The organism is Wolbachia endosymbiont (group A) of Cydia splendana (assembly GCF_947179475.1).
Taxonomy (GTDB): Bacteria; Pseudomonadota; Alphaproteobacteria; order Rickettsiales; family Anaplasmataceae; genus Wolbachia; species Wolbachia pipientis.
The window spans coordinates 598,163-624,435 of record NZ_CAMXBP010000001.1; the positions used below are offsets into that span (position 1 = coordinate 598,163).

Annotated in this window: 21 protein-coding genes, 1 tRNA gene and 4 pseudogenes; 20 read left to right on the forward strand and 6 right to left on the reverse strand. The window is 35.5% G+C overall.

The window, feature by feature from the left end; genetic code table 11:
- Positions 1–39: 39 nt before the first annotated feature.
- A complete protein-coding gene (locus OM961_RS02940) occupies positions 40–1,500 on the reverse strand; it encodes a TrkH family potassium uptake protein (RefSeq protein ID WP_264339335.1) in 1,461 nt (486 codons plus the stop codon).
- 141 nt (positions 1,501–1,641) lie between these two features.
- On the opposite strand from OM961_RS02940, the gene OM961_RS02945 reads away from it, so the two are divergent.
- Positions 1,642–2,880, forward strand: coding sequence for a hypothetical protein (locus OM961_RS02945; protein WP_264339336.1), 1,239 nt, complete (start codon positions 1,642–1,644; stop codon positions 2,878–2,880).
- 79 nt (positions 2,881–2,959) lie between these two features.
- Here the strand turns inward: OM961_RS02945 and OM961_RS02950 are convergent, their stop codons facing one another.
- Positions 2,960–3,976 carry a substrate-binding domain-containing protein gene (locus tag OM961_RS02950; RefSeq protein WP_264339338.1) on the reverse strand — a complete coding sequence of 339 codons (1,017 nt, stop codon included), beginning with the start codon at positions 3,974–3,976 and terminating at the stop codon, positions 2,960–2,962.
- Positions 3,977–4,116: 140 nt separating this feature from the next.
- Between OM961_RS02950 and dcd the strand changes: the two genes are divergently transcribed.
- The 5 genes and pseudogenes from dcd to OM961_RS07605 all read left to right on the forward strand — a co-directional run bounded on the left by dcd (position 4,117) and on the right by OM961_RS07605 (position 8,456).
- Positions 4,117–4,674 (forward strand): dCTP deaminase, encoded by a 558-nt coding sequence (dcd, locus tag OM961_RS02955; RefSeq protein WP_006280485.1) that lies wholly within the window; start codon positions 4,117–4,119, stop codon positions 4,672–4,674.
- A 353-nt stretch (positions 4,675–5,027) separates the two neighbouring features.
- Positions 5,028–5,516 (forward strand): hypothetical protein, encoded by a 489-nt coding sequence (locus tag OM961_RS02960; RefSeq protein ID WP_264339342.1) that lies wholly within the window; start codon positions 5,028–5,030, stop codon positions 5,514–5,516.
- 6 nt (positions 5,517–5,522) lie between these two features.
- Positions 5,523–6,314 (forward strand): glycoside hydrolase family 113, encoded by a 792-nt coding sequence (locus OM961_RS02965; RefSeq protein WP_264339344.1) that lies wholly within the window; start codon positions 5,523–5,525, stop codon positions 6,312–6,314.
- A gap of 198 nt (positions 6,315–6,512) precedes the next feature.
- Positions 6,513–7,835 (forward strand): annotated as a pseudogene (locus OM961_RS07600) (glycoside hydrolase/phage tail family protein); the annotation flags it as partial.
- Positions 7,836–8,141: 306 nt separating this feature from the next.
- Positions 8,142–8,456: a GTA baseplate fiber-binding domain-containing protein gene (locus tag OM961_RS07605; RefSeq protein WP_458694290.1), complete on the forward strand. Its 315-nt coding sequence runs from the start codon at positions 8,142–8,144 to the stop codon at positions 8,454–8,456.
- Here OM961_RS07605 and OM961_RS02980 read toward each other — a convergent pair.
- Together OM961_RS02980 and OM961_RS02985 are read right to left on the reverse strand one after the other, a co-directional pair.
- Positions 8,443–9,768 (reverse strand): annotated as a pseudogene (locus OM961_RS02980) (IS4 family transposase). The gene OM961_RS07605 and the pseudogene OM961_RS02980 sit on opposite strands and share 14 nt — an antisense overlap.
- 90 nt (positions 9,769–9,858) lie before the next feature.
- Positions 9,859–10,278, reverse strand: a pseudogene (locus OM961_RS02985) (transposase); the annotation flags it as partial.
- 206 nt (positions 10,279–10,484) lie between these two features.
- Between OM961_RS02985 and OM961_RS02990 the strand changes: the two are divergent.
- The 5 genes and pseudogenes from OM961_RS02990 (at position 10,485) to OM961_RS03005 (ending at position 15,309) form a co-directional block, all read left to right on the forward strand.
- Positions 10,485–11,300 carry a hypothetical protein gene (locus OM961_RS02990; protein WP_264339346.1) on the forward strand — a complete coding sequence of 272 codons (816 nt, stop codon included), beginning with the start codon at positions 10,485–10,487 and terminating at the stop codon, positions 11,298–11,300.
- A 144-nt stretch (positions 11,301–11,444) separates the two neighbouring features.
- Positions 11,445–12,647, forward strand: a complete 1,203-nt coding sequence (locus OM961_RS02995) for a multidrug effflux MFS transporter (RefSeq protein ID WP_458694289.1) — start codon at positions 11,445–11,447, stop codon at positions 12,645–12,647.
- Positions 12,648–12,780: 133 nt separating this feature from the next.
- Positions 12,781–14,061 (forward strand): ankyrin repeat domain-containing protein, encoded by a 1,281-nt coding sequence (locus OM961_RS03000; protein WP_264339347.1) that lies wholly within the window; start codon positions 12,781–12,783, stop codon positions 14,059–14,061.
- Positions 14,062–14,208, forward strand: a pseudogene (locus OM961_RS07370) (ankyrin repeat domain-containing protein); the annotation flags it as partial.
- Complete coding sequence (locus tag OM961_RS03005; RefSeq protein ID WP_405196804.1) at positions 14,209–15,309, forward strand: ankyrin repeat domain-containing protein; 1,101 nt, start codon at positions 14,209–14,211, stop codon at positions 15,307–15,309.
- A 259-nt stretch (positions 15,310–15,568) separates the two neighbouring features.
- On the opposite strand, the gene tkt is transcribed toward OM961_RS03005, so the two are convergent.
- Positions 15,569–17,620, reverse strand: coding sequence for a transketolase (gene tkt / locus OM961_RS03010; protein ID WP_264339348.1), 2,052 nt, complete (start codon positions 17,618–17,620; stop codon positions 15,569–15,571).
- Between the two features lie 113 nt (positions 17,621–17,733).
- Here tkt and rpsD point away from each other — a divergent pair, with 113 nt between their 5' ends.
- The 8 genes from rpsD (at position 17,734) to OM961_RS03050 (ending at position 22,545) form a co-directional block, all read left to right on the forward strand.
- Positions 17,734–18,348 carry a 30S ribosomal protein S4 gene (gene rpsD / locus OM961_RS03015; RefSeq protein WP_010962555.1) on the forward strand — a complete coding sequence of 205 codons (615 nt, stop codon included), beginning with the start codon at positions 17,734–17,736 and terminating at the stop codon, positions 18,346–18,348.
- 9 nt (positions 18,349–18,357) lie between these two features.
- Positions 18,358–18,444: transfer RNA gene (locus OM961_RS03020), tRNA-Leu, on the forward strand.
- Between the two features lie 30 nt (positions 18,445–18,474).
- Complete coding sequence (gene iscX / locus OM961_RS03025) at positions 18,475–18,675, forward strand: Fe-S cluster assembly protein IscX (RefSeq protein WP_007552114.1); 201 nt, start codon at positions 18,475–18,477, stop codon at positions 18,673–18,675.
- A 438-nt stretch (positions 18,676–19,113) separates the two neighbouring features.
- Complete coding sequence (locus tag OM961_RS03030; RefSeq protein WP_010082513.1) at positions 19,114–19,455, forward strand: DUF721 domain-containing protein; 342 nt, start codon at positions 19,114–19,116, stop codon at positions 19,453–19,455.
- Between the two features lie 37 nt (positions 19,456–19,492).
- Positions 19,493–19,807, forward strand: a complete 315-nt coding sequence (gene rpmB / locus OM961_RS03035; protein ID WP_006279619.1) for a 50S ribosomal protein L28 — start codon at positions 19,493–19,495, stop codon at positions 19,805–19,807.
- Positions 19,800–20,663, forward strand: a complete 864-nt coding sequence (gene lipA, locus OM961_RS03040; protein WP_264339352.1) for a lipoyl synthase — start codon at positions 19,800–19,802, stop codon at positions 20,661–20,663. Before rpmB ends, lipA begins: the two co-directional genes overlap by 8 nt.
- Before the next feature lie 53 nt (positions 20,664–20,716).
- Positions 20,717–21,433, forward strand: a complete 717-nt coding sequence (gene ubiE, locus OM961_RS03045) for a bifunctional demethylmenaquinone methyltransferase/2-methoxy-6-polyprenyl-1,4-benzoquinol methylase UbiE (RefSeq protein WP_264339354.1) — start codon at positions 20,717–20,719, stop codon at positions 21,431–21,433.
- Entirely contained in the window at positions 21,430–22,545 is a 1,116-nt protein-coding gene (locus OM961_RS03050) for an FtsW/RodA/SpoVE family cell cycle protein (protein WP_264339356.1), read from the forward strand. The genes ubiE and OM961_RS03050 overlap by 4 nt, the downstream gene beginning before the upstream one ends.
- A gap of 281 nt (positions 22,546–22,826) precedes the next feature.
- Here the strand turns inward: OM961_RS03050 and OM961_RS03055 are convergent, their stop codons facing one another.
- Positions 22,827–23,690 carry an Rpn family recombination-promoting nuclease/putative transposase gene (locus OM961_RS03055; protein WP_264339357.1) on the reverse strand — a complete coding sequence of 288 codons (864 nt, stop codon included), beginning with the start codon at positions 23,688–23,690 and terminating at the stop codon, positions 22,827–22,829.
- Positions 23,691–24,386: 696 nt separating this feature from the next.
- Here OM961_RS03055 and OM961_RS03060 point away from each other — a divergent pair.
- Positions 24,387–26,093: an ABC transporter ATP-binding protein gene (locus OM961_RS03060; protein ID WP_264339358.1), complete on the forward strand. Its 1,707-nt coding sequence runs from the start codon at positions 24,387–24,389 to the stop codon at positions 26,091–26,093.
- Positions 26,094–26,273 lie beyond the last annotated feature (180 nt).

Sequence of the window (26,273 nt, forward strand, 5' to 3'; positions counted from 1 at the left end):
GTCGTAAGTCAGTTTAGCTATAATATCAAATTTTACCAACTATTTCTTTCTATTAAATAAGAATAAATTGCCTATACAAAAATAGATTGGCAATATTTCAAGTCTGCCAAGCAGCATTAAAAACGATAGAAATAATTTTACTTCATTACTGAAAGAGGAATAATTACCCGAAGGACCTATTAAATTACTAAATCCCGGGCCAGAGTTTGTAAGCGTTGCAGAGACTGAACTGATGCTAGTTATAAAGTCTGCATTGCTTAAGTAAGACATCACTATTGATGAAATGGTAAACGTTAACATGAAAATTGCAAAAAATATAAAGACAGAGTGAACTTCATCATTCTCCAGGGTTTTTCGATTGAATTTTACTCCATTGTCTGCATCAGGGTTTAATAAAAGGTAAAAGTAATTTCTTATAGACCTTAAAAGAACAATCAAGCGGAAGATTTTGACACCACCACTTGAAGAACCACTACATCCACCAACAAAGGTGAGAAAAAAAGCTAAGACTGAAATGAAACTCCAATCTATATGATTACAGATTGCATAACCAGTTGACGTAATCAAGGAAGTGATGGTAAATGTGCTGCATCTAAATGATAATGACACTCCTAAATCAACATTTTTATACAACCAAAAACAAGCAAATAAAGATGAAACAATAGCTATCTTAAAAAAGTAAGAGACCTGCTCATCATAGCAAATGTCTAACCGTCTTATGATTTTTAAATAGCTAAGAAAAGGCAGAGAACCCAAAATCATAAAAACGATCGTTATGGCTTCTAGTATGGGATTATTATAGTGCCCTATAGAATCATTATAGTTAGCAAATCCACCAGTTGATACAGCAGACATTCCGTGACATATTGCATCAAATAGTGGCATACCAGCTAGATAATAGGAAAATATACATAACAAAATTAAGCCATAATATATTGCCGTAACATGAATCACTACGCTTCGCGTATTCGGCAACTTCCTTTTGGTAGCATCTGAATACTCAGAATAAAGTAAATTATTTAGGCTGAGAACCTTAAACATAGGAAAAACTGCAATTCCTAAAGTAATTACACCAAAACCCCCCATGCCATGTAGCATTGCTCTCCATAGCAGTATTCCTGGAGATTGTTTTTCAATATCATTAAATATAGTTGCTCCTGTGGTTGTGATGCCAGATATCGTTTCAAACAATGCATCAACATAGCTCAGATTATCAAAATAGAAAGGAATAGCTGCAAACAGAGACAAGGCAATCCAGGTGCAACTAGTAATCGCAAAAATTGCTGGCATTCCATGCAATCTACTTAATTTACCGAGTAAAATAAAAATTGCGCCAGATGTGCAGGTAATTATGAATCCAGCGAGGAAATTTTTCCATTCGTAGCTGAGATACTTATTGGTAATAGCAGGAATAAGCATTGCTAAGCTAAACAGCAATAGGAATATTCCCACAATAAATACAATTGAACGCAAATTTTGTAAACGTTGATGATTTTTCATAGAATTACTTCCTCGCTATACAAAGCCATAAAAGCTACTCTAACGTCAAGCATTTTGTTGGCCTTTATTAACAGTTATTAACAGTATGCTTGATTTACTTGTAAATATGTGTGATAATTAAATTTTTATTAGAGGTAAGATATGGTTGCATTAACTAATGCACAAGAAGAAATTCTAGATTCATTAAGACAGGCAGTCTGGAATGGCAATTTTCAGGAAGTCCAGAACGTACTCGACAATAATGAACATAATGATATACAAGCAGTTTTGAGCCACGAGGGGACTTTGACTAGTGACAAAGGTACCATTTTAGATTTTGTTATGTGTTGTAGCATTACAATTAAAGCTCAAGTAGAGATCATTGAACAAATTTGGAAGGAAGCTGATCAAAAAACTCGTGATTTTTTGTGTAATACAGAATACGATCTAGCAGGAGGTGATAGTGTTAACACAATAAATATGCTTAGAGGCCTGCAAGAAAGGACCAACGATTCTAATAACGGACCTGTTCTTGGAAAAGTTATTCAAAAAATAGAAGATCACAAGTGGGTAATGGATCTTGATTCCAACTTACAAGAAGCAATAGAAAACCTTGATATTGATCAAGTTAAAGCAGCATTAGAGAATTGTGGTGAAGATGTAGAAAGGGTTTTAGAGCGAGAGGTATATTGGAGTAGTGGAAGAGTAGATGCCCTTTTAGTTTATCCTCTGAAAGTTGAATATAGTGAAGAATTGAACCAAGAAGATGTGGAAAAGATAAAAGAAAGCTTTAAATTAATGTTTGATGCTGCTTCTCCAGGGCTCCTTGGGTTCGAGCCCAATGGAAATAACTATGTAATGGATAAACTTACATGTGCACAAAAACGTTTTGCTAAAATACCTGGAGTAGGTGAGCAATGCTTTCAAGATTTGATTCAAGAATTTGAGGAAAAACTTAGTAAAAATGAACTAGATAATGCCAAGACTGATGATCAGATAGCATGGGATAAAGAGTATGCGACTCGATTTTCACAAGAAATCAATCAGGATCCGTCTGAGAATGATGATCTTAACTTTATAGATGACACTGATCTAGATCAAAACACCGTAAACTCTGCACCAACTGCAGACAACAAAACCCCAGAAAAAAACGATACAAACTTCTGGAGTGAACACAAAGGGAAGATCGCTCTGGGCGTTGTTGGACTATGCGTAGTTGGTGCTATTGCAGCCTATGTGCTGGCATATCCTGTAGTTGCATTAGTTTTAGAAGTTTTAGCAGTTTCAGCATTGGCTGTACTAGCTTATATTAGAGGAGTTTGTGAGAAATCAGAAAGCCCAAATACGAAAAGCTCGGACCCGGTTGTTTCTGGGGTGTTGCAACAACGCAGAACTGTCTAATTAGTAATCCATTGTCATCCCAGCGCGCCGCGCTGGGTCTGACTACGCTAGAACAAAGAATATAAAAGAAACGTTGCCGTCACGTTATATCATAAACCTTTGCTGAAGCTTTCTTTATATCTTCACTTGAAAGTGGAATTAGACCAAGCCTAGATAGGTACCCATCTTCAATGCTGATCGAATCTATAATTTCTTTTATGAATTCTCTTAATCCATCAACAGTATCCAGGTGTTCTTTCTTTATATAAAGGTATAGAGGTCTTGCTAATATATATTTTCCCGATGATATATTTTCGTAAGTTGGCTCAATTCCTGCAATTGTGCTCCCTTGTATTTTATCTTGATTCCTCATTAAAAAGCTAAAACTAAATATCCCTAAAGCGTTCTTGTTACTTTTCAATTTTTGTATTATTATGTTTTCATTAATTCCAACTTCTATATACCTTCCGTCATCCCTTATATTACCACATGCTTGCTTTCTTTCTTCCTGATCTTTATAATTCTCTTTGAAAATTCTCGAGTTCATGCATGAATATTGATCAAGCATAATAGAATTAACCAAAGTTTCGTATGTGCCTGTATTTTGATGTGGACCATAAATTTCAATTTCTGTTTTTGGTAAGGCTTGATTTACATCAGACCAAAACTTCTTATTATTTTTTACTAATTTATCATTTTCTTGAGAATATGCAGATAAAGTTTCAAATAAGTCCTTCTTTGTGAAATCAAATCTATGGCTTTGATTTGAATTTGCAATGACAACTCCATCATAGCCAATGATGATTTCTATCACTTCATTAATTTTATTCCTTTTACATAGTTCTCTTTCTACTTCCTTCATAGGGCGAGATGAAGTGGTGATGTCTGGAGTGTCTTCCCCTATTCCTGAGCAAAACATTTTGAATCCTGATCCACTTCCTATCGATTCCACAACTGGAGTCTTAAAGGAGAATACACGGTTGAACTCTTCGGCTATAAACGAGATAAAAGGAAAAACAGTTGAAGATCCAACAATTCTGATGTATTTCCTGGCATCAGCATTTGATAGCGGCGTGAATAATACGAATACAAAAATCAGGAGAAAGTTTCTAAGCATTATTTTTAGTTAAGAACATAAATCTAATTATTATAACAAAAATCAAACTGAAAAGCTTTAATTGCATGACAAAAGCTACAGTTTACATTTAAATTTTATTTTATATTATTGTAAGTATTACACAACTTTAAGGGGCAATTATGGCAGTTATGCCAGATAAATGGATAAGAGAAAAAGCTGAAAATTTTGGAATGATAGAGCCTTTTGTGAATCACAAAAGCAGCAAAGGTGTTATATCTTTCGGACTATCATCTTATGGTTACGATGCAAGAGTGGATAATAAATTTAAAATTTTTACTAACGTTAATTCAGCTATCGTGGACCCTAAAAATTTTTCTGAGAATAGTTTTATAGATAAGGAAACAGATGTATGCATAATTCCACCAAATAGTTTCGTACTTGCAAGTACAGTGGAATATTTTCGTATACCAAGGAATGTACTGGTCATTTGTGTTGGTAAATCAACTTACGCAAGGTGTGGAATTATAGTAAACGTTACTCCCTTAGAACCTGGATGGGAAGGTCATGTCACACTCGAATTCTCAAACACCACTCCGCTTCCTGCGAAAATTTACGCTAATGAAGGCGCATGCCAATTCGTATTTTTAAGCGGCGAAAGTGAATGCGAGAAATCATATGATGATATGAAAGGAAAATATATGAATCAGCATGGTATCACTTTGCCGCTGGTGAAGTGATTGCCATGAGAGTGGTAATTTTTCACTTCCGTACTTTTTCATTGTTGCTTACAATGATTATAGCTACATCATGTGCTTTTCTTAATTAAAAACTTCAATTATTTATTGTAAATTATTGAATTTGCTACTATTTAGTAGCAAATTGTCATCCAAGTGGCTGTAAAATGACAAATTCGTCATTCCGCTACTAGTTAGCGGAATCTATGCTAAGAGATACCGCGAATGAATCGCGGTATGACGGTTCGCGGCGGCATAACGATAAGCTCGTCATCCCGCTGCTTGTTAGCGGGATCTATCCGCTGCGGCATGACGTAGAGCCTACATTAGCTATAGAAACAAAAAGGAGGATCATTATGTCTACAATAATTTTATCATCAATTTTTGGTCAAGCAGGCAGCATTTTTGGGCCAATTGGCCAGATTATCGGCTCAGAACTCGGTGCTCTTCTTGGTGCGCAGCTTGATGGTGCGATGTTTGGCCTTGATGCCGAGCAAAAAGTAACGCATGGTGCGAGGCTAAAAAATCTGCAAGTTCAAACCTCAACCTATGGCAGAACAATTCCAATTATCTATGGCACTGCTCGTGTTGCAGGGAACATTATTTGGGCGCAGCCAATAAAAGAAGAGGCGATAACCACCAAAAGTAAAATTGGAAGAGGTATGAACGTTACATATAATTACTATGCAACGCTTGCAATTGCGATCTGCAAGGGGAAAGTAGAAAAATTAAACAGAATCTGGGCAGATACAACATCACTTAGCTTTGATGAAATAGATTATACTTTTTACAGCGGCAGAGAAGACCAAAATCCTGATCCATTTATGTCATCAATTGAAGGATAGGAGAATGTGCCGGCTTATAGGGGAATATCTTACATAGTCATCAAGAATTTTCCTTTAGCAGACTATAATAATCATGTTCCGGTATTTACGTTTGAAGTGCAAACTGCATTAAAGCCCGTTGGGTTTTCAATAGCGGAAAATATTCGGAATATCAATATCATACCAGGTTCAGGTGAGTTTGTATATGATACAAAAATACAGAAGAAAATCGCGCAAGAGAAAATAAGCAGCAACCAATATATCCCATATGGGCTGGCGCAAAGGGTAAATCACAACAACCACACTAAAAAGAGCGATGCAATGCTTTCTTTGGATCAATTAAAGGGAGATTTACCAAATGTTGAGTGGGTATCGGTAGTAGTCAATTGGTTTGTGAATGATCTGAACATTAAAGATTGTAAAATATATCCTGCAGTTGAATTTCAAGATGATTCCGCAATATTACCTGATGATTGGCAAGTAGGGGGTGTAACCAGAGATAATGCTCAGCTAATTTCAAAAGATGCGAGTGGAAACCCAAGGTATGGTGGCACAGTTAGTGATGCAGCGTTGATAAGATACATAGAAGAGTTACGCAGCAGAGGCTACAAGGTGATGCTCTATCCAATGCCCTTGCTTGACACAAAGAACAAAGAGTGGCGAGGAAAATTGAGCGGGACTCCTGGGGATATAAGTGATTTTTTTGAGAATCAATATAACAAATTTATAGAGCATTATGCAAGCATTGCCAAACAAACTAAAGTGGAAGGGTTTATCATCGGTTCTGAACCTTACTATTACCCACAAATAAAAACATAATATTGTATTTACTCAAATAATTTAATTTTATTAACCTGAAAGCTTATTAGATTAAAATTATTAAACTAAGAGTTATAATTTTAGCAACTAAAAGCTGTAAATTGCACCATATAAACAGTTATTTCAAGCAAAAGTTATGCCATTAAGAGCTATGCAACAAACATTTATATTTGTGGGTAATAGTAAGGTTCTGAACTTGTGCGGCTTACCAAAATTAGAGATGAACAAGGTAATTACCCTGCCATTATAGAGCTAGTTAAGCTTGCAAAGCGAATAAAACTTCAGCTTGGAAAAGAAGTAACGGTAACTTACGCTGCGGATTGGAGCGAATACCATTCATATGATGGTTGGTATAATATGGATGAGCTTTGGTCTTCAGAGTACATCGACGTTATTGGCATAGATGCTTATTTTCCACTGACTGATGGTCCAGAGCCTCCTTTTGGCTATTCTGCGGAAGATGTAATGGGTGGTTGGAGCAGTGGAGTGGGGTATGATTATTTCTATGATTACTCAAAAAGTGAGCCTGAAAAAGTAAAGTATAACGACAGCAGGTATGCGTAGAAAAATATAGAGAAATGGTGGAGTGAAACTCACATAAATCCAGGTGGTAGCAAAACAAAATGGCAACCAAAAATGAAAAAAATATGGTTTACTGAATATGGATTTCCCAGTATGAACGGCTGCACTAATGAACCAAATGTGTTTGTTGACAAAGGCAGCATAGAGAGCAAATATCCACGATATTCAAACGGAGAGGTGAGCTTTCTTTCGCAAAAAATTGCAATTGAAGGAACGTTAAAAAAGTGGCAAAGCTCGGAAATGGTAGAAAAAATGTTTCTCTGGGCGTGGGATGCAAGGCCATTTCCTTACTTTCCCAATTTATGTGATATGTGGACTGACTGCCATAATTGGCAGACAGGACATTGGATTCAGGGAAAGCTTTCACAGCTTAATATTTCCGATGTTTTATCGGATCTATTACAAAAAGCAGGTTTAAAAAGCGATCAGTTCGATACAAGCAACGTCAAAGGGTTATTGTCTGGGTATGTGATAAACGACCAGCAACCCGTACGTTCTATTATTAAAATGCTGCAAAGTTGCTATTTTTTTGATGTGGTTGAACAGGACTCTAAACTGAAATTTGTTCAAAAGGGCAGGGGAGTTACAACTGTAATGCCAATTGGTGAAACGGTTTTCAGTAACAATTCAAAGCAAATGCAACTTGTTAATATTAGTCAACTGGATTTAAACAATAAAGTTAACGTCGTTTATTTTAATCGCAATTTTGGCTATCCAATTGATGTTAAATATGCTGAGTTGCCAAAGCAAGGCACTGCTATAACAGTTGAAATACCGCTCATTATGGAGGAGGGAGAGGCGCAAAATATAGCTGAGGTTTTACTTTATTCTTCGTGGCAAGAGAGAAATATATACAATTTCAAGCTGCCGATAAGATATGCGTGGCTTGCGCCAAGTGATGTAATGACGATTTTAGACGGTGAGAAAAAGCATACGGTGAGAATTATAAAAACAAAATTTGAAAGCATGTCCATTCAAGTAAGTGGTGTTGGTTATGACAGCTCCATATATAAGCTTTCTTTTCCTTCAACAAGGTCTCTTATGCTGAAGGAATACCCTCCTTCTCATATCAGCAAAACCATCGCAGAAATGATAGATTTACGGCATGTTAAAGGTAATATTGCAAGCTTTACTTTAATTGGTGAGGAAAGGAATTGGAAGGGAGCAACGCTCTTTATTTCGTACAACGATAAGGATTATAAGCCTATCGCAAGCACAAATAAGCAGTCTACTTACGGATATGTAATGGAATCTACCGACGAGGGGCTTATAGTAGTGTTACGTTTTGGAAACATAACTTCAATTGCGAACTCAAATTTAGCACTGGTTGGAAAAGAGGTAATAAAATTCCAGAATGCTGAACTTATAGATAAAAATAAATATAAGCTTAGCAACCTAATCAGAGGACAAGAAGATACTAAAGAATATGATCATGCCACAGGTGAAAAATTTGTTCTACTTGATGATTCAATAATATCTTTCGAAGTGCAAATGGGGAAAAAGTTTTACCTAAAAGCAGTGACTTACGGTGACCATACGCGTCAAGTTAAGAGATTGTGAGCAAATTTAGAGAGGTTAAAGTGGATACTCTAGCCCTTCTACGTTTGTCTTTTAATGAAAATCGCGACCAAGTTATAGTGAGTTTTTTAAGAAATGCTTTTAAACTATTAATTTTGGTTAATACTAAAAATAACTCTCTAACCCGCCTTTTTAGCTCAATAAATGCCTTTGTTAAGCTAAGTTCTGTATTCTTTTTCACTTCTGTGCAACCAACTATGCCGTGAAATATAAGAATTGCGCACAATTTAGCATATAGTTCACATAATACTCTGCATGGCTTTCCTTTTAGCTTATCAAGCCTGATATGGCTTTTATACAATTTAAATAATAACTCAATTTGCCACCTTACTCTGTAAATCGTTAATACTTGCTCAGCACTAATTTTATTTTCTGGAACATTAGTTATAAATATTGACCAGTTCAACAATTTTTGATTTCTTTTAGAGGATGTATATCCCTGCGATCTTGCTAATCTATTAGCTTTCCTTCTTCTGGCCATAGACTGTTCTTCAGTTAGTTTCTGACATATAATTCTTACTCTAATTTTTGCTTCTTTTCCTAACAATACCTCGTTTTCTAAAAATAACTTATCCTCTAAACATTCTAATAACTCCATTTTTTGATTTGTTTCTACATCATATATGTTGGTATCGGATTTATAACGACTTATGAAATAAGCTCCTATTTCATTGATTTGTTTAAAAGAACTTGGCACAAAATAACCGAGATCAGATATTAGCAAATCATTGCTTAATATATTACTTAAATGTTTCCTATATCCCTGGTCTGATCTTACCCCCTCCGTTAAATTAAGTTGGTCTATTATCTGATTCATGTAGTCGAAAACTAATTGTAACTTTATTCCAGACTTAGTATTGCTTTCATAGCCACTGTAGCTAGTACCATAACCTTTATACATCTCTTCCATACTGTTAGGTAGAGTAATATAGCTACTGTCCAATAATTTAACACTATTAAATTGCTGTAAGATTTTGCAATCAACTTGCAAGATATTTTTAAAGAGAATCACAGATTCATTATACATCCTTTTCATAAATTCCACTGCTTCTTCAGTAAATCTAAAATCCAAACCTTATTTTGTTATATCTATCGAGTCCTCGTTTAGTAATTGACACATTGTTTCTACGCTACAATTATCAACTCCTATATTACCCAAGACCATGGCTTTTACGAATGATGAACCTTTTAGCTTTCTCTTTCTTTTTATAAACCTTGTTATAATTGAGATTTTCTCTGCTTTTTCATTAAAAAATTCTTTGAGCTTTTTTGATAAGCAAGTTATTTTATTCATTGGTTCTCTCACTAAAAGTATATCTGGGAGAACTTATACCTTATTATTCTATCTCTTTCATACCTTTATTTCCTTAACTTGACGCGTATGGTAGCTAGTACCATAACCTTTATACATCTCTTCCATACTGTTAGGTAGAGTAATATAGCTACTGTCCAATAATTTAACACTATTAAATTGCTGTAAGATTTTGCAATCAACTTGCAAGATATTTTTAAAGAGAATCACAGATTCATTATACATCCTTTTCATAAATTCCACTGCTTCTTCAGTAAATCTAAAATCCAAACCTTGTTTTGTTATATCTATCGAGTCCTCGTTTAGTAATTGACACATTGTTTCTACGCTACAATTATCAACTCCTATATTACCCAAGACCATGGCTTTTACGAATGATGAACCTTTTAGCTTTCTCTTTCTTTTTATAAACCTTGTTGTAATTGAGATTTTCTCTGCTTTTTCATTAAAAAATTCTTTGAGCTTTTTTGATAAGCAAGTTATTTTATTCATTGGTTCTCTCACTAAAAGTATATCTGGGAGAACTTATACCTTATTATTCTATCTCTTTCATACCTTTATTTCCTTAACTTGACGCGTATGCTTACGGTGACTCGCTGGAAAATACGGAAGTGAAAGTGATAAATTCATTTAGTAATTGAAATTTAATAAAGTAAGTGCTAGAATTAATATACAGGTATTAATGGTAGAGATATAACATGTCAAAGGAAATGGTCAATGCGTTGAAAGCTGAAGTGAAGAAGCTCAAATATGCTGATTTCAAAGCTAACACTTGGGACGAAGTAATTTCTGGTGAGGGAACATATAAGGATCTTAATAGAACACACGGCCTTGCTATTAACGGACAAAAAATAACTAACGAATTTATTAACGATCTGTATTCAAACCATAAAAATCTAATTCTACGGGATGAAAACGGAAAAGGGAATTATCGTCCATTTCTCAGACAAATTTTTACAGAAATGTTTAAACACGTTGGTGCAACAATTCCCAATAACTCTATTATTGAGGAGTTAATAAATAACTATTATCAGGGCGGATATACTCATTTTCTTCCTAATGATATGAATCAAGCTCTTGGATCTTTTCATTTGTCAACGCAAGGCAACTGTATGACAAGAGAGTATATTATGGATTGTCGTGAACCCAATTGTATAAAGCTTAGTTTTAGCATGAAATATACAAAAATGCTTAACTATGATGATTATACATATATCGAAACACCAGGTTTTTGCAGTTCAGCGGAGTTTAAACTGAAATGTGAAGATAAAAATGTAACATATGAAGATGGTAAAGTACTTCTTACCATTCCTAAAGAGCTAAAAAACTACAAAGTAAGTGGTAAGAATTTGTTTGATGTTATTGTTGAATATTTTCAGAAGCTTTGCGAAAAATTGGGCTTTAAATTTGAGACAAAAGTGGAACATAGCCTTGGTGAACCACTAAAGGTAGTAAGTGAGGCAAATGCATCTTCTGTTGAAGACTTAAAGCTTAAAGTGAATAATCAAAGGTAAGATATTGAAATTCGTGCTTTTCATGATTTTAGCTTAAGATTTCAGTGTCCGCTACTCGAATGACATCGTTTACTATGTAACATTGTACTTATACTAATGAAAAAAATACATTATAATTAAGTATATTTACCAATAAATCATTAAGTGAAAACAGCTCTTTCGCAAAATATCATCTCTCTTATTATGATATTGTCTGTAGCAATTGTCGATATGGCAACTGACCTATACTCAGTTGCACTACCAAGCATTGCCAATTATTTTAAAGTAGAAGGCAGTGTAGTGCAGCTTACAATTAGCTTGAATCTAGTTGGATTTGCGGTGTCTGGATTAATTTATGGTCCATTATCGGACCATTATGGTAGGCGTCCAATGATGCTGATTGGTATGACAATTTTTACTTTGGCAAGTGTCATGTGTTATATAGCCGACAGCATTGCGCTCTTGATACTAATTCGCTTCATACAAGGAACAGGGGCTGGTGTTGCAGGTGTTGTTGGGTATGCAGCAATAAGGGATATGTACTCGGGTAGTGAATACTCGAGAGTCATTTCAAAATTAAATATGGTTGTGGCACTCTCACCTGGAATAGCTCCAGTGGTGGGCAGTTATATAATTTCACATGGGTATCATTGGAAATTTTTGTTTTTTATTATATCACTTGCAGCAATTGCTATACTTATTTTTATCTACTTTAAGTTACAAGAAACACTCACTGTAAATAAAAATGAAACCAGTATAACTAACATAACTACTAATATCTTCAAGCAATATATATCAATATTTAGAAATTATCGTTTCCTTGGGTTTTCAGCCATTCATGGATTAACTTTCATGTGGCTTTGGGCATACATTGCTAACTACCCGTTCATATTTGAATCGATGGGCATTGAAGTACAGTATTTTGGCTACCTCATATCGATCATAGTCATATTCTACATAATTGGAACTTTAATTAATAGAAGGTATGTACCAAAAGTAGGGGTTAGCAAAATGCTAATAATAGGTTTGGTGTTACCGATAATATCCGATAGTTTATTGGTATATTTTTATTTCGCGGACAAGTTGAATATATTAATTCTTCAAGTCGCCTGGATTCCAGCCAATATCGGACTTGCATTAATAATAAGCAATAACGTAACTTCTGCTTTAGAAACGATCAAAGGTATAGGGCTTGGTAGTGCAGTTCTCTCATTCTGCAATATGATGTTTGGGGCTATTGGAATATATATAGTAGGAAAATTTTTTCGCTATGGTATTTTACCAAATTTACTATTAACAATAGCATGCTCTACAATTGCAATTCTTATGTACAGCCAGCTCAAATGTACTGAAAAACACAGGGAATAACCATTATTTGCGTGATCCAGAGCTCATGGGTTATTAATGACTTTATCATGATAATATAATTTTACAGGGGGTGAGAGCTCATAGATTATTAACGGCTTTATTATAACAATATAGTTTTACAAAGAGGTGTAGGATGAGTAGTTCACAAAGTAGAGATAATTTTTTTAAGGCTGTTGAAAGAGGTGATATTGATGCAGTAAACCGTCTAATAAGTGAAGGAGCAGATGTTAATGCAGTAGATGTACATAACAACACTCTTTTACATTATGCTGCTGGAAATGGCTATGCAGAGATAGTAAAAGATCTATTGGATAATGGGGCAAATGTTAATGCAGTAGGATTTGCAAATATGACTCCTCTACATCGAGCTGCTGAAGAGGGCCGTAAAGAGGTAGTAGAAGTTTTACTAAATAATAGGGCAAATGTTAATGCAATAGATGAACATAACAGCACTCCTTTACATAGGGCTGCTGAAGAGGGCCATCAAGAAGTAGTAGAAGCCCTACTGAAAGTAAATGGGATCGATGTTAATGCACAAGATAAATATGAAGGTACTCCTTTACATTTTGCTGCTGCACATGGCCATAAAGAGGTAGTAGAAGCCCTATTGGACAAAGGGGCAAGTGTTAATATAACAGATCAAAATGGAAAGACTCCTTTACATCGGGCTGCTGAAAATGGCCATGCAGAGATAGTAAAAGATCTATTGGAAAAAGGGGCAAATGTTAATGCAAAAGATGAAGGGGAAAATACTCCCTTAAATTTAGCCGGTGATGACGGAATAAAAACTCTATTGCAACCCGCAGAAGAATCTGATGATGCTAGTCCAGTATTGCAAAATGATGAAGAAGAAAGCCAAGTTCCACAAAATGCTGCTTTATTTGAGGCTGTTAAAAGAGGTGATATTGATGGATTAAAGCGTCTAATAAGTGAAGGAGCAGATGTTAATGCTTTAGATGGAAACAGATTTACTCCTTTACGGCATGCTATTGTCAAAGGAGACAAAGATATGGTCTCGCTTTTAATTGATAACAAAGCAGATGTTAATGCACAGTCTGAAAATGGACGCGCTCTTTTACATGTTGCTGTTGAAAAAGCCAACAAAACGCAACCACTCGATACAAGTATAATAGAAGCTCTATTAGAAGCAAAAGGGATCAATGTTAATATAGCAAATGAAAATGGAAGGACTGCTTTACATGAAGCTGCTAAAAGTTACGATAAGAAAATAGTAACAGTTCTATTAGAAGCAAAAGGAATTTGTGTTACTCCACTAGATAATACTGACAGCATTCCTTTAAAGCTTGCCTCTCAACAAGGCAGGCAACATATAGTAAAAATTCTAGAAGAAACGCAAAAGGATATCGAAGCTTTGTATTCAGCCGTTAAAAGTGATAATTATAAGGAAGTTTAAATTCTATTAAGTAAAAAAGTAAACGTTAATTCAATAGACAGCAATGGAAAAACTCCTTTACATGAAGCTGCTGCAAGTGGCCATAAAGAAATAGTAGACGCCCTAATAAAAGCAGGAGCAGATGTTAATATAGCAGATAAAGAAGGAATGGTTCCTTTATTTGAAGCTGCTGCAAGTGGCCATAAAGAAATAGTAGACGCCCTAATAAAAGCAGGAGCAGATGTTAATATAGCAGATAAAAATGGAATGGTTCCTTTGTTTAAAGCTGCTTTCTATGGTCATAAAGATGCAACTGAAGTTTTATTAAATAGTGGAGCAAAGGTTGATACAGTAATGGAATCACTTCTTCAGAGTATGATGGAATATAATTACAATAGTAGCCATAAAGATATAGTTAAAGCTTTATTAAACAAGGGAGCAAATGCTGATGCAGTAGATTCATATGGACATACTCTTTTGCATTGGGCTGCTAGAGAAGGTTATACGGATATAGCAGAACTTTTATTAGAAAAAGGAGCGAATGTTAATATACAAGATAACGATCTATGGACTCCTTTACATTTTACTACAAAAAATAAAATGTTTATGGGTTATGCATATCGTCCAGCAAACGCCTCTGCGGAAACAGTAAAATTCTTAATAGAAAAACGAGCAGATGTTAATATAGAAAATGAAGATGGAAATACTCCTTTCAAATTAGCCACTGATGAAGGAATAAAAACTCTATTGCAACCAGCAGAAAAATCTGATGATGGTTCAGCGGGTGGATCATCGACAGATAGTGAAGGGGGTCAAGAGGAAGAAAAACGAGTAGGTGATGATACTGAACTACAATCAGATAATAGCAAAGAAGGGGAAAAAACCAGCACCACCAGTGCAGAACAAGGAACTGGTGTAAGCAACGGTAGTCAACCTACTGGATCTACACAAAATAAGGGAGGACAAACCAGCACCACCAGTGCAGAACAAGGAACTGATGTACAAGACAACGATGTAGGTCCTGTTGCTTCCACAGAACCTGCACAAACAGAAGAACAGCCGAGCTCTTTTTTTGGTAGTTTGTTTAGTATACTTATGAAGCCTTTTTCATTAGTTGCATCATTTTTTGGTGGTTTTTTTTCATGGTTGTTTGGGTCTGACGAAGAAAAGTCTGACACACAACCTTATGATGATTCTTCTTCACCTGGGGTCGATCAATCAGTTGAACAAAATAATGGTGATCATAATGACCAGAGCAATGTGATTTGATAGTGATCTTCTACCGGAAAAGGTGTCATCCCAGTGCTTGACACTGGGATCTCATTTTACTTTATGATGATGTCATGAAAGTAGCTGACATTGGGATCCAGAAGACTTAATTTCAACCAAATAATAAAGGCTAGATCCCAGTGTCACGCACTGGGATGACAAAAAAAGGAGCACTGGAATGACACCATCTTGGATGGAAATAACGTCACGCGCTGGAATGACAAAGAAGAGTGGGCTTTCATATGGTTATGCAAGAAGTCTACTGAATATAAACCAGTTTCTCACACACACATTTTACTACGTGATCAGCACTGATATTAAAATGCTCATAGAGTGTTTTATAAGGTGCTGATTCTCCGAAGCTTTTCATGCCAATAAATATACCGTTTGAACCTATGTATTTATGCCAACCCATTTCACTTCCGGCTTCAATTGCAACTTTAATGCTGTCATTATTTAATATTGCCGCTTTATATTCATCGCTTTGCTCGTCAAAAAGCCTCCAGCATGGCATAGAAACAATCCTTGTACCTATACCCTTTTCCTGCAATTTCTCCCTTGCTTCAACTGCAATTTCAACCTCGGACCCCGTAGCAAATATCGTCACTTTTAATTCTTTTGAACATTCACACAAAATATATGCACCAAACTTCGATAAATTAGCAGATTGATCGATATCAGAGTAGAACTTGCGCATGTAACTTACGTTTTGCCTTGAGAGCGCAAACAGTGCAGGTGATTCTTTTTTTTCGAGTGCAATGCTAACACACTCTAGAGTTTCAACTGCATCGGCTGGCCTAAAAACATATAGATTTGGTATAGCACGCAAAGAGGCTAAATGCTCTATTGGCTGATGAGTTGGGCCATCTTCTCCCACTCCAATTGAGTCGTGAGTCATGACATACATAACCTGCTGCTTCATCAGAGCTGAAAGACGTATAGCAGGACGACAATAGTCGGAAAATACCAAAAAAGTGCCGCCATAAGGAAGAATCGCGCCGTGAAGTGCCATACCATTCATACAAGCTGCCATAGCGTGCTCTCTCACTCCATAGTGGACATAAGAGCCACTATAATTATTGCTATTTATTACCTGCATGTGCTTATATTTAGTGCAATTTGACCCAGTAAGATCAGCAGAACCGCCGATTAATTCCGGCATAGACTCAGTTAAAAGTTCCATTACTCTGCCGAAAGAAGATCGAGTAGCTTCGTTTGGCATTAGCTCACATATTTGTTTCTTCAGGTCAGCTAAAACACCAGCGATATTATCTGGTAGATGTTTATCTAACCGTCTTTGAAGTTCTGCATGATACCCTGTCATCCCAGCATTCTCTTCTGTCATCCCAGTGCTTGACACTGGGATCCATTCTTTTTCTTCTTTCCTGGTCACGCGCTGGAATGACATCGTGTAGTTTTGTTTTGCTCTCTCAACAGTTTTCTTCCAGGCATTTTTCACATCTTCTGGTACATGGAATGGTTCATAATTCCAGTTTAATTTCTCTCTCATCTGTTTTATGTCTTCCTCCGAAAAAGCACCACTGTGAGCAGAGGATGTGCCAGCACGGCCTGAAAATTTTCCGATAATAGTTTTGCAGCAGATCATTGTAGGTTTATCAGACTTTTTTGCTTGCTCTATTGCAAGGGATATGGCATCAAAATCATGGCCATCAATTTTGTCAACATTCCATCCATACGCTAAGAAGCGTTTCTCTACATCGTCAGAACAGGAAAGGCAAGTAGCGCCATCTATAGAAATATCATTATCATCAAAAAGAGCTATAAGCTTATTCAATTTAAGATGCCCAGCAAGTGATGCTGCTTCATGGCTTATTCCTTCCATAAGACAGCCATCCCCTAGCATCACGTAAGTGTAGTGATTAATTAAGCTATCTCCAAATTGTTCTTTAAGAATCGATTCAGCAAGTGCCATGCCAACAGCAGTGGCAAACCCCTGACCGAGCGGGCCTGTTGTTGCCTCTACTCTGGAAGTCAAGCCAAACTCTGGATGACCTGGGGTCTTGGATCTCATTTGCCTAAAGTTTTTTAGCTCATCTATACCGATATAACCTGTCAAATATAATATTGAATATAGTAACATTGACCCATGACCGTTTGATAAAACAAAGCGATCTCTATTGAACCATTTAGAATCATCAGGATTATGATTCAGATATTTAGCAAACAAAACAGTTGCAACATCTGCCATGCCAAGTGGCATACCTGGGTGTCCAGAGTTTGCTTTTTGTACTGCATCAATTGATAAAAAACGGATGGCGTTTGCCATAGATTTTAAATGTGAATGATTCATGTGTTAATAGAAAAACTTAAAAATGAAGTATAAAAGATTATATCAGCAAAAACAAGTTGACACTGAGTGCTAAAATCCTTAATAATCTAAAGTTAAATCGTGAGAGTTTTTATATGACAACTGTTATCACTAGAAAGTATAGGATTAGCCGTAGACTTGGTGTAAATTTATGGGGTAGAGCTAAAGACCCAGTAAACAAAAGGAAATACCCTCCAGGTCAACATGGTATTCTTGGATTCAAGAAGTTATCCGACTTTGGTAAGCAGTTTGCTGCGCATAAGAAATTTAAGTTTTACTATGCGATTTCAAGTAAGCAGCTCAGACGTACATTTTTAGATGCTTATAACAGAAAGGGTTATACGGCTGATAATTTTATCGGTATCTTAGAATCGAGATTAAGTTCTGTTTTATACCACTCTGGTCTTGTTCCAACAATTTACTCAGCAAAGCAGCTCATATCTCACAAGCACGTTACAGTTAATGATAAGGTGGTTAACATATCGAGTTATCGAGTGAAGCCAGGTGATATAATAAAAATAAGAGAAAGGGCAGCAAAAATCCCTGTAGTAGTAGAGGCTGAACAAAAACAAGAGCGCAAGGCTCCGGATTATTTAGAAGCAGATAGTAAAGAGCATTCAGTGAAGTATTTGAGGTCACCTCAATATTCTGAGGTTCCTTATTCAGCAGACATGGAAGTCAATTTAGTAGTAGAGTTTTACTCTAGATAGATAAAAAAAGCCCGTGTGGCGGAATCGGTAGACGCAGCGGACTTAAAATCCGTGGGTTTTGCGACCTTGGGAGTTCAAGTCTCCCCATGGGCACCAATTTAACTTAGCAGATAAATACAAAAAAGTATGAAATGGCTTGATATAGAAGATATTGTGGAAGCTCTGGAGGAAAAATTTCCAAATGAGAATATAATTAGTATCAGATTCACTGAGCTTAAAAAAAAGGTCTTGAGTTTAGAGGAATTTGATGATGATGAAAAACGCTGTAACGAAAAAATACTCGAAGCTATTCAAGCAGCTTGGATTGAGGAAAGATTAACCGCATAGCAATAAACCATACGCAAACGTGATTTCTATTACAATTTGCATATTGATTATGCTATTTTTTGGATCTAGCCTGGCAAGTTAATAATAATTTAACTAATTACAATTAAAACAGCTATAAGGTTAATTATGAGGCAAAACAAAAATTTTTGAATGGAACGATCTTGACAAGTGCTACGTTGAGATAAGTTTTGCATAAAAATACTGCTTTTACGGTGTGAGGCTAGAGGTTTGTAAAGCAGTTAGCAGGTTGTCATCTAAGTAGCGTGACCAGAGCTAGATTCCGCGAACACGCCGCGGAATGACGACTATGCAATATGCGTTGCGGAGTGACGATTATGGTCATACCGTCACGGTATCTCACAAACATGTAGCAGTAATGACAAAATCTCAAGTTATATGTATACTTTTATATTATCTACCTACTAAAAAAACAGAAAAATGCTCAAACGTAGCGGTCCAAAAAAATTAAAGTCTATAATTGAAAACTATGCATTAAAATGCATGAAAAATAAGATTAGTAAAAATGAAATACGTCTTATTTTAAACTGGCGAAATATAGTAGGGAAAGAAATAGCAGAGTGTACAAAACCGAAAAAGATCTCATATGCACAGAATATAAATTCGGGTGTGTTGCATCTGGTAGTAACAAATGGCAGCAAAGCATTGGAAATTCAGCATATGATTTCTCTTATAATAGAAAAAATTACGATATTTTTTGGTTATAAAGCAGTATATGGTATAAAAATTAAGCAAGAGAGTATTGACTATTTGACTATATAAGGTAATCTAAGTACATAGAATAATTTGGTATATTGAAGTGAGTAGAGTTTGTGAATTAACAAATAGAAAAAAATCTTTTGGTAATAAGGTATCACATTCGAATCGTAAAACAAAGCGTACCTTTCTTTTAAATTTACATAAGGTTACGTTAACAAGTGATATATTGAATAAAAAGTTTAGATTTCGTGTGGCAACAAGAACTTTGAGAACTATAGATTACAAAGGTGATTTAGATGCTTTTTTGCTCAACACAAGAACGATTAAACTAAGTGAGAAAGCGCAGAAGATAAAAAGAAGGTTGAAAAAAGTTTTAGTAAAGCAAGAGGTAGAGTTAGCAGTTTCAGATGCATAGTAAGCCTCCATGGCTCAGAGCAAAAGCTCCGACCGGTGAAGTATTCAATGAGACCTTAAACATCGTTAAACTGCATAACTTGCATACAGTGTGCGAAGAGGCTGCATGTCCAAATATTGGTGAATGTTGGAATAAACGTCATGCTACTGTGATGATTCTTGGTTCTGTTTGCACTCGTGCTTGTGCATTTTGCAACGTTGCAACTGGCATTCCTGATAAACTAGACCCTCATGAGCCAGAAAATTTAGCAAAAGCGATAAAAAAGTTAAACTTAAAACATGTTGTCATTACTTCCGTTGATCGTGATGATTTGCCAGATGGTGGCGCAAATCAGTTTATACAGTGCATAGAAGAAATTAGAAAGATAACTTCAGAAACAACAATAGAGATTTTAACTCCTGATTTTTTAAATAAGAAAGGAGCATTTGAAGCAATCGCTGTTGCATCACCTGATGTCTATAACCACAATATTGAAACAGTGCCGAGATTGTATGCAAAAATAAGACCACGAGCTCGCTATTTTCATTCACTATATTTGCTGAAGATGGTAAAGCAGATTAATCCTAAAGTTTTCACAAAGTCGGGGCTTATGGTTGGTCTTGGAGAAACAAAAGAGGAAATATTTCAGGTTATGGACGATTTGCGCAGTGCTGAGGTTGATTTTATTACAATTGGTCAATATCTACAACCAACTCCAAAACATGCAAAACTTGATAGATATGTTACCCCAGAAGAGTTTGAGCATTATAAATATATCGCTTACTCCAAAGGGTTCCTAGTGGTTGCATCAAGCCCACTAACTCGGTCATCATACCACGCTGAAGAAGATTTTAACAGGCTCAAGGCCTGTCGTTGACATTTGTATTAATTCAAATTAATTTTTACTAATTATAAAGGAGTTTTTACGTAATGTCTACTATAAAAATCGAGAAGAAATCACAATTAGTTAAAGAGGTATTCGACTCCGTGGCAAATCGCTATGACACCATGAATGATATAATGAGCCTCGGAATGCACAGATTATGGAAAGATAGGATGGTAAATAGTGTGCATTTTACAAAAAACTCTAAGGTTTTAGATGTTGCTGGAGGAACTGGAGATATAGCAATAAGAGTAGTAAGAAAAGAGCCAAGTGCTAAGGTTACAGTATGCGATATAAATCAAAACATGCTAAGCAGAGGACGTGATAAAGCTATAAATTCAAACCAAATTAATTTTGATTGGGTATGTGCGAACGCAGAAAGTTTACCATTTGAAGACTCCGAATTTGATTATTGCACAATAGCTTTTGGCATTCGAAATGTTTCTGACCGTAAGAAGGCTTTAAATGAGGCGCACAGGGTATTAAAACCACATGGAAAATTTATCTGCTTAGAATTTGCCCCTATGCACTATCAAAATGAGATATTTACCAAACTTTATGACTTATATTCATTTAAAGTAATTCCTAAAATTGGCAGCATAGTTGCTAAAGACAAGAGTTCTTATGAATATTTAGTGAAGAGCATCAGAGAATTTCCAACTCAGGCTGATTTTAAAATGGAGATTGAAGAGGTAGGTTTTAAGAATGTTGAGTTTCATAATATGAGCTATGGAATAGTGGCATTACACATTGGAACAAAATGAATATTAAACTCTGGTATAGAACGCTGGATTATTATCTCATCCTTCCAGTGTTTTTTTTGCTCACTATAAGCTTCATTCTTGTTTATTCAGCAAGCCCTGTAATTGCGCAGCGTCTTTCTTTACCACAAGATTATTTTATACGGCGTCACACAATTTATATAGTCCTGTCACTAATTACCTTGGTGACATTTTCTTTTCTCAACACAAGAACTATACTTAACCTCTCGTTCGCAGGTTTCATTTTATTTACTATTCTAGTAGCAATTGCGATAATACTTGGTATAGAGGTAAAAGGTGCGAAACGATGGTTACATATTGTCAAAATTTCAGTTCAACCATCTGAGTTCGTAAGGCCATTTTTTTCTGTTGTTATAGCTAGTATCTTGGCCAGCGAAATGAAGTTTAAAATACACATATCAATCATAATATTTCTGTTAGTTTTTGTGTTGTTACTTTTGCAACCTGATTTCAGTATGTCTATGCTTTTAACATATTCTTTTATCGGTCAAATGTTTATTGCATGTATACCATTTTTATACTTTCTATGCATAATAGGAATGGCCACAACTGGAACTACAATAGCTTACTTATGCCTCCCACATATAAAGCAAAGGATTTACAATTTTGTCTTTTTTACGCAGCGCGATAACTTTCAAGTCACAAAATCATTAGAAGCATTCAAAAGAGGTCAATTAACTGGAGTTGGGCCTGGTGAAGGTAGCGTAAAAGCCTCTCTTCCTGATTGCCATACAGATTTTGTGTTTTCTGTTTTAGCAGAAGAATTTGGTTTGATTACATGCTTAGCCACATTGATGTTATTTGGCATCATTTCCGCCCGCTTGCTTTACATTGCATATAGGGAAAATGAATTATTTAATCTGTTGGTGATTCTCGGTATCTCAATTCAATTCATCACACAATTCATAATAAACATAGGGGTAACATTGAGTGTTTTTCCAACCACCGGCATAACCCTGCCGTTACTTAGCTATGGTGGTTCTTCTCTTTTATCTTCGAGCATCGCACTTGGCATAATGCTGTCTTTCAGTAGAAACCAAGCTATCGCATTAAAGTTTCGTGAGCGTGTTATGCTTGGAAGGTATATGGACTAAACTTGTACCGCTCACAACTATTATTGGTATCCCTCCAAAATGGGTATCTGTTCAGATGAGTGGCAAAATAAGGTAGACGAGAAAAGCAACTATAGGAACAAATGGGTGTCATGCAAGTAGCTGACACTGGGATGACAAAAAAAGGAGCACTGGAATTTTTGTTTCAGCATTAGCCATGCATCTGAACAGATACCAGAAAATATTCCACTGACATGCTGAACAACAAATACATCACTATGTCGTTTATCGCAAAAACTTATATTTTTCGTAACCATTCACACTTAATTCTGCAATTCTTTGATCTCACTCATAGAAAGACCAGTAGTTTGAGCTATAATATTAAAAGAAACACCTGCTTTAAGTAGATTCTTTGCGACTTCAATTTCCCTCTCTTTTCTACCTTCCTCTTTAGCAAGATCAAGTCTGTATTCAAGAATGGCTTCTTCTTTGCGCAGATCCATTATTCTTTCTTCATAAGTTATTAGATCTTTTTCATTCCAGTGAAACTTATCTAATTCATCATATGCTAGCTTTATTATTGGTGATTTTTCCGCAATTTTTCTGAGATCTTCGTCCGTTGTTTCATCTGCATATTTGAAAAAAAATAGCCAACGGTCTACTACACTTTCTAGTTGTTCTTCTCTACTCTTAGGAAATTTTGGCAGCTCTATGAAGATAAATTGAAAATCTTTTAAGTCATGCTCATTGGTTTTTTCATCTCTTATGGTATGGCTAGATATATAGTCAAGCTTATCAGGGAATAAGGTACAATTTGAAATCGCGATAAAGAAAATCTTCTTTAAATCAACGTATTTACCAGATTTATCAGCTTGTCTTGAGTAAGCCTTAGCAGCATAAAGTTGTGCGCGTTTTTCAAAGCCTTTATCACGAGCGAGCTGCATCTCAATTATATACCTGTTCCCACTAGAATCTCTGCAAAGAACATCAACAATGCTTTGTTTATCAGAAGCAATTTCAGGGTCCATAATGGTGCTTAAGAATTCTACTTCTTGTATAGTGTTGACTTCAGTACATCCTAAAATATCGTTTAAAAAATGGATAAGAATATTCTTATTTTTTTCAGTGCCAAAGATTTTCTTAAATGTTAAATCTAACTTTGGATCGAGAAATTTAGAAAGAGCCATAGTAAAAATACTGAGAAAAGATTAATAATTATACACTATTATTAACAACTATTCAACCATATTTTTAAGTATAGCTATACCGCCGTGGCGCTAACACGTAGCGGGATGATGATTGTCGTTTAGCCATAAATACTTAAGAAATTTACCAAACGAAAAAAAAGGCAAAAGAAGCCCTAGTCATTGTCTATTTTCAGTATTGGCGTTTTTTAAGTCTTAAACACTGCAATTTAGCTGCTTTTAAATGCAACTCACCTTAGTTTAAATGTTTAAGAAATTTACTAAGCAGAAAAAAAGGCAAAAGAAACCCCGTGTTAGCTAGTTGTCACTCTCTAATCCTGCAAATTGGCGTACTATACTGTCTTAAACGACTTATAAGCGCGTTTCAGCTTATATAGGTAAAAACCTAGAAATGTTGTGAAGACATAAGGTGCACATAGTGCAAAAAATTAAAAATAAGACGCCAACTACGTTGTTTTCTTGCTGTTTAATCTGCACAGATGAAGATAACTGAATACCTTCAATACCATGATAAGAGGACTGGCGGAGTTTGTCAAGCAAGTTTTTCGTTTCTGCGGGCTACTACCCTTTCTTGGTGGACTATAACAGCTGCAGAACCTAAATTGCTTCATACTACACCTTTCCCCTTTCCCCTGAAACTAAAATCTATATACTTAACTTTAGAAACTTTAAAATAAGATGCGATCTAATATTAGGCAGTTATTTTACTATATAAAGCCTAATCTATCCTATTTTGTCATAGCTTTTATTGCAGTTTTATTTTCAGCCTTAACGATCCTCCTCTTTGGCAGAGGCTTAAGCAATATAATTGATTCTGGCACAGAGCACGATTTTACTACCAAACTATTAGTTGCAATACTTATAGTTTTAGCCATTTCTCTCACTGCATTTACTCGGTTATATTTCATTGGCATTGGCAGCGAGAAAGTTATCGCAAGAATCAGATATGACTTATATAGCAGTATCACTAACTTGCAACCAAGTTTCTTTGAGAACACAGGCGTACAAGATGTTATCTCAGCGTTAATTACTGATACCTCTGTGCTGCAATCAATAATAAACAGCAGCTTACTAACCATATTACGAAATTTTGTGATTCTGATTGGCAGTGTTGCTATGTTATTATATACAAATATACAACTAACTGCGTATGCAGCCGCAATAATACCTATACTACTCATTATCATGACCTCACTTGGAAAAAAAGTGCGTAGCTATGCACGCTTTGCTCAGGATAAATTAAGTGAGCTTGCGTCATTTAGTGAGGAAAATTTTAGATCTATAGTGACTATCAAATCGTTTGTACTCGAGGAAAACGAAAAAATCCGTTTTAAGGAACATTTAAACTCAGTATCAAAATCATACGTAAAATTAGTACTCTTGCGTGCTATTTTAGTAACTCTAGTTATCACGTGTGTGATAGGTTCACTAGTTGTTTTGCTCTTTTTTGGTATTAAAGAAGTCTTAAGCAATAATATAACTATTGGAGAACTCTCCTCATTTGTGTTTTATTCAGCGCTTGCGGCAGGAGCTATAAATAATTTGAGCGATAATATCAGTGATTTACAACGAGGTCTTGGAATAGTAGAGCGTTTATTTGAATTTAAAAATATGAAAAGCTCTATAGCAGATCCCGATGATCCTATAAAAATTTGTAGTGTTCAAAAGGGAATTTCGTTTAATGGTGTAACATTTTTTTATGCTGATAAGCCAGCATTAGATAACGTATCATTTTCTATAGAGGCAGGTCAAGCAGTATCAATTGTTGGACCATCTGGCAGTGGTAAAAGCACCATTTTAAAGCTTCTGCTCCGTTTTCATGATCCAAACAAAGGTAGCATTACTATCGATGGGCACAACATTAAGTCAATTGCGCTAAATGACCTCAGATCGTTGTTTGGCTTAGTGCCACAAGATCACATGATATTCTCTTGCTCAATAATGGAAAATATACTATATTGCAAACCAGGTGCCGAATATGAGGAAGTAAAGCAAGCAGCCATCAGCGCTTATGCAATGGAATTTATTGATAAGCTGCCTGATAAATTTGATACATTTGTAGGAAAAAGAGGATTAAAACTTTCTGAAGGACAAAAACAACGTATTGTAATAGCAAGGGCCATACTCAACAATCCTCAGGTTTTAATACTGGATGAAGCAACCTCTGCCCTTGATTACAAAAGTGAGAACCTCGTGCAAAAAGCATTGAGCAAGTTAATGCAAAACAGAACAACAATCGTAATTACACACAGGCTATCAACCGCACTCAAGACTGACAAGATTATAGTAATTAATCATGGAAAAGTAGAAGAAGTAGGAACTCATGACTCTCTAATGAGTAAAGACGGGCTGTATGCAAAACTGGCGAAGATACAGTGGAATTGAAAGAAAATTTAAATCATACCGTTAGTTGATATGCTAGATTTATAATTAAAATTATTAAATTTTTAATTTTATTATTTTATAATGGTTCCATAGTTATCCGGAAATTTCGTGATCTGTAGTTTCTTTCATTCACGTTATATTCATAGCTTGTTCTATCTTAATGTAATTCCAATTTTGACT

What these genes read in the sequence shown, in the direction of transcription:
- OM961_RS02940 (WP_264339335.1), bottom strand. Translation starts at nt 1,500, where the DNA reads ATGAAAAATCATCAACGTTTACAAAATTTGCGTTCAATTGTATTTATT.
- OM961_RS02990 (WP_264339346.1), top strand. Translation starts at nt 10,485, where the DNA reads ATGTCAAAGGAAATGGTCAATGCGTTGAAAGCTGAAGTGAAGAAGCTC.
- OM961_RS07605 (WP_458694290.1), top strand. Translation starts at nt 8,142, where the DNA reads ATGGAATCTACCGACGAGGGGCTTATAGTAGTGTTACGTTTTGGAAAC.
- OM961_RS03005 (WP_405196804.1), top strand. Translation starts at nt 14,209, where the DNA reads ATGGTTCCTTTATTTGAAGCTGCTGCAAGTGGCCATAAAGAAATAGTA.
- OM961_RS03050 (WP_264339356.1), top strand. Translation starts at nt 21,430, where the DNA reads ATGAATATTAAACTCTGGTATAGAACGCTGGATTATTATCTCATCCTT.
- OM961_RS03030 (WP_010082513.1), top strand. Translation starts at nt 19,114, where the DNA reads ATGCTCAAACGTAGCGGTCCAAAAAAATTAAAGTCTATAATTGAAAAC.
- OM961_RS02945 (WP_264339336.1), top strand. Translation starts at nt 1,642, where the DNA reads ATGGTTGCATTAACTAATGCACAAGAAGAAATTCTAGATTCATTAAGA.
- dcd (WP_006280485.1), top strand. Translation starts at nt 4,117, where the DNA reads ATGGCAGTTATGCCAGATAAATGGATAAGAGAAAAAGCTGAAAATTTT.
- OM961_RS03055 (WP_264339357.1), bottom strand. Translation starts at nt 23,690, where the DNA reads ATGGCTCTTTCTAAATTTCTCGATCCAAAGTTAGATTTAACATTTAAG.
- iscX (WP_007552114.1), top strand. Translation starts at nt 18,475, where the DNA reads ATGAAATGGCTTGATATAGAAGATATTGTGGAAGCTCTGGAGGAAAAA.
- OM961_RS02950 (WP_264339338.1), bottom strand. Translation starts at nt 3,976, where the DNA reads ATGCTTAGAAACTTTCTCCTGATTTTTGTATTCGTATTATTCACGCCG.
- OM961_RS02960 (WP_264339342.1), top strand. Translation starts at nt 5,028, where the DNA reads ATGTCTACAATAATTTTATCATCAATTTTTGGTCAAGCAGGCAGCATT.
- tkt (WP_264339348.1), bottom strand. Translation starts at nt 17,620, where the DNA reads ATGAATCATTCACATTTAAAATCTATGGCAAACGCCATCCGTTTTTTA.
- OM961_RS03000 (WP_264339347.1), top strand. Translation starts at nt 12,781, where the DNA reads ATGAGTAGTTCACAAAGTAGAGATAATTTTTTTAAGGCTGTTGAAAGA.
- lipA (WP_264339352.1), top strand. Translation starts at nt 19,800, where the DNA reads ATGCATAGTAAGCCTCCATGGCTCAGAGCAAAAGCTCCGACCGGTGAA.
- ubiE (WP_264339354.1), top strand. Translation starts at nt 20,717, where the DNA reads ATGTCTACTATAAAAATCGAGAAGAAATCACAATTAGTTAAAGAGGTA.
- OM961_RS03060 (WP_264339358.1), top strand. Translation starts at nt 24,387, where the DNA reads ATGCGATCTAATATTAGGCAGTTATTTTACTATATAAAGCCTAATCTA.
- rpsD (WP_010962555.1), top strand. Translation starts at nt 17,734, where the DNA reads ATGACAACTGTTATCACTAGAAAGTATAGGATTAGCCGTAGACTTGGT.